This is a genomic window from Streptomyces sp. NPDC006265 (assembly GCF_040613555.1).
Classification (GTDB): domain Bacteria; phylum Actinomycetota; class Actinomycetes; order Streptomycetales; family Streptomycetaceae; genus Streptomyces.
In genome coordinates this window covers 1-1,484 of sequence record NZ_JBEXSH010001381.1, presented here as the reverse complement: position 1 = coordinate 1,484, position 1,484 = coordinate 1, and the positions used below count along the sequence as shown (strand labels likewise).

The 1,484-nt window shown below is 69.5% G+C and carries 1 protein-coding gene and 1 tRNA gene; one reads left to right on the top strand and one right to left on the bottom strand.

What is annotated here, in order from left to right; genetic code table 11:
• Positions 1–1,057 (bottom strand): dynamin family protein (locus tag ABZ281_RS49085; protein ID WP_356665313.1); only part of this gene is annotated, 1,057 nt, incomplete at its 3' end.
• 321 nt (positions 1,058–1,378) lie between these two features.
• Here ABZ281_RS49085 and ABZ281_RS49080 point away from each other — a divergent pair.
• A tRNA-Arg gene (locus tag ABZ281_RS49080) sits at positions 1,379–1,451 on the top strand.
• The last annotated feature ends 33 nt before the right edge of the window (positions 1,452–1,484 follow it).

Below are 1,484 nucleotides of genomic sequence, written 5' to 3'. Positions count from 1 at the left end.
GCTTGAGCGCGTCCCCGGCGAGGACCGCCCCGCTCTGCAACCGGCCCCGCACGCGCGTGTGCTCGCCGTCGTACGCCCCCTCGACGGCGGAGGTGAGCCGCAGTGCGGCGGCGTACTGCGCGGCGGCGGCGCCGGCCAGCTCGGGCATCCGGGATTTCAGGGAGTCGAGGACGCCGTACGCCGTGCGGGCGAGGACGTGCTGCCGGGCCGCGGGGTCCTGGGCATGGTGGATCAGCCAGGTGCGCAACTGGGCGACGGCGGAGGCCGGCAGGAGCCCACCGCCCCAGGCGGACTCGGGCAGCTCGGGCACGGTGAAGCGCGGCACTTCGCCGAGTCCGGCCTTGGTGAGCAGGGCCCCGTACTGCCGCGACACCTCGTTCACCACTTGGTGGGGCACTCGGTCGAGCACAGTCACGAGGGTGACGTCGAGCTCCTTGGCGGTGCGCAGCATGTGCCAGGGGACGGCGTCGGCGTAGCGGGCGGCGGTGGTGACCATGACCCAGACGTCGGCGGCGCAGATGAGTTCGGCGGCCAGGACGCGGTTGTCGGCGACCAGGGAGTCGATGTCGGGCGCGTCGAGGAGGGCGAGGCCGGGCGGGAGGGTCTCGGCGGTCTCGACGCGCAGTACGCGTGCGGGGTCCTCGCCGGGGAGCAACAGGTCGTCGGTGGAGTCCTGCTGGGGCACCCACACGCGCGTGAGGTCGGGCAGCACCCTCATCCCGCTGAACCAGTGATGGTCCTCCGGATGGCAGACCAGCACGGGGGTGCGTGTCGTCGGCCGCAGCACGCCCGCTTCACTGACCCGCCGTCCCACGAGGGAGTTCACCAGCGTCGATTTCCCGGCTCCGGTCGAGCCGCCCACGACGGCCAGAAGCGGCGCTTCGGGCTCCCGCAACCGGGGCACCAAGTAGTCGTCGAGCTGCGCGAGGAGTTCGTCGCGGTTGGCACGCGCGCGTGGGGCCCCCGCCAGGGGCAGCGGGAAGCGTGCGGCGGCGACACGGTCGCGCAGGGCGGAGAGTGCGTCGAGCAGCTGAGGCCGTACGTCCAAGGTCACCACATGTGAAGAATGCCCAATTTTAGGGGAATTCTGAAGCATATGAGCATGTCTGCGCGCCGACAGAACACAAGGGATGGAAGAGACGACTGGGACACCGGCGCACTCCAGGCATAACGAGTGCACAACACCCGATGCCTCTGACGCCAAAAGCGGTGCACGATTCGTACCTGCCTGCGATTATCAGGACCGCTTCACCGAACCTCCACATCGAGCCACGGAGGTGAAGCAACAGGGACAAGGACGCGGGAGCCCTATCCTTGTCTCCGGCAATGTCACGGATCGGCCCACACCAGGGCACCACGACAGAGGCCACCACACCCGGCCCCCGTAGCTCAGTGGATAGAGCAGGCGCCTTCTAAGCGCTTGGCCGCAGGTTCGAGTCCTGCCGGGGGCGCAAGTCTCCGCCCTCCCCTTGGGGAGGGCTTTT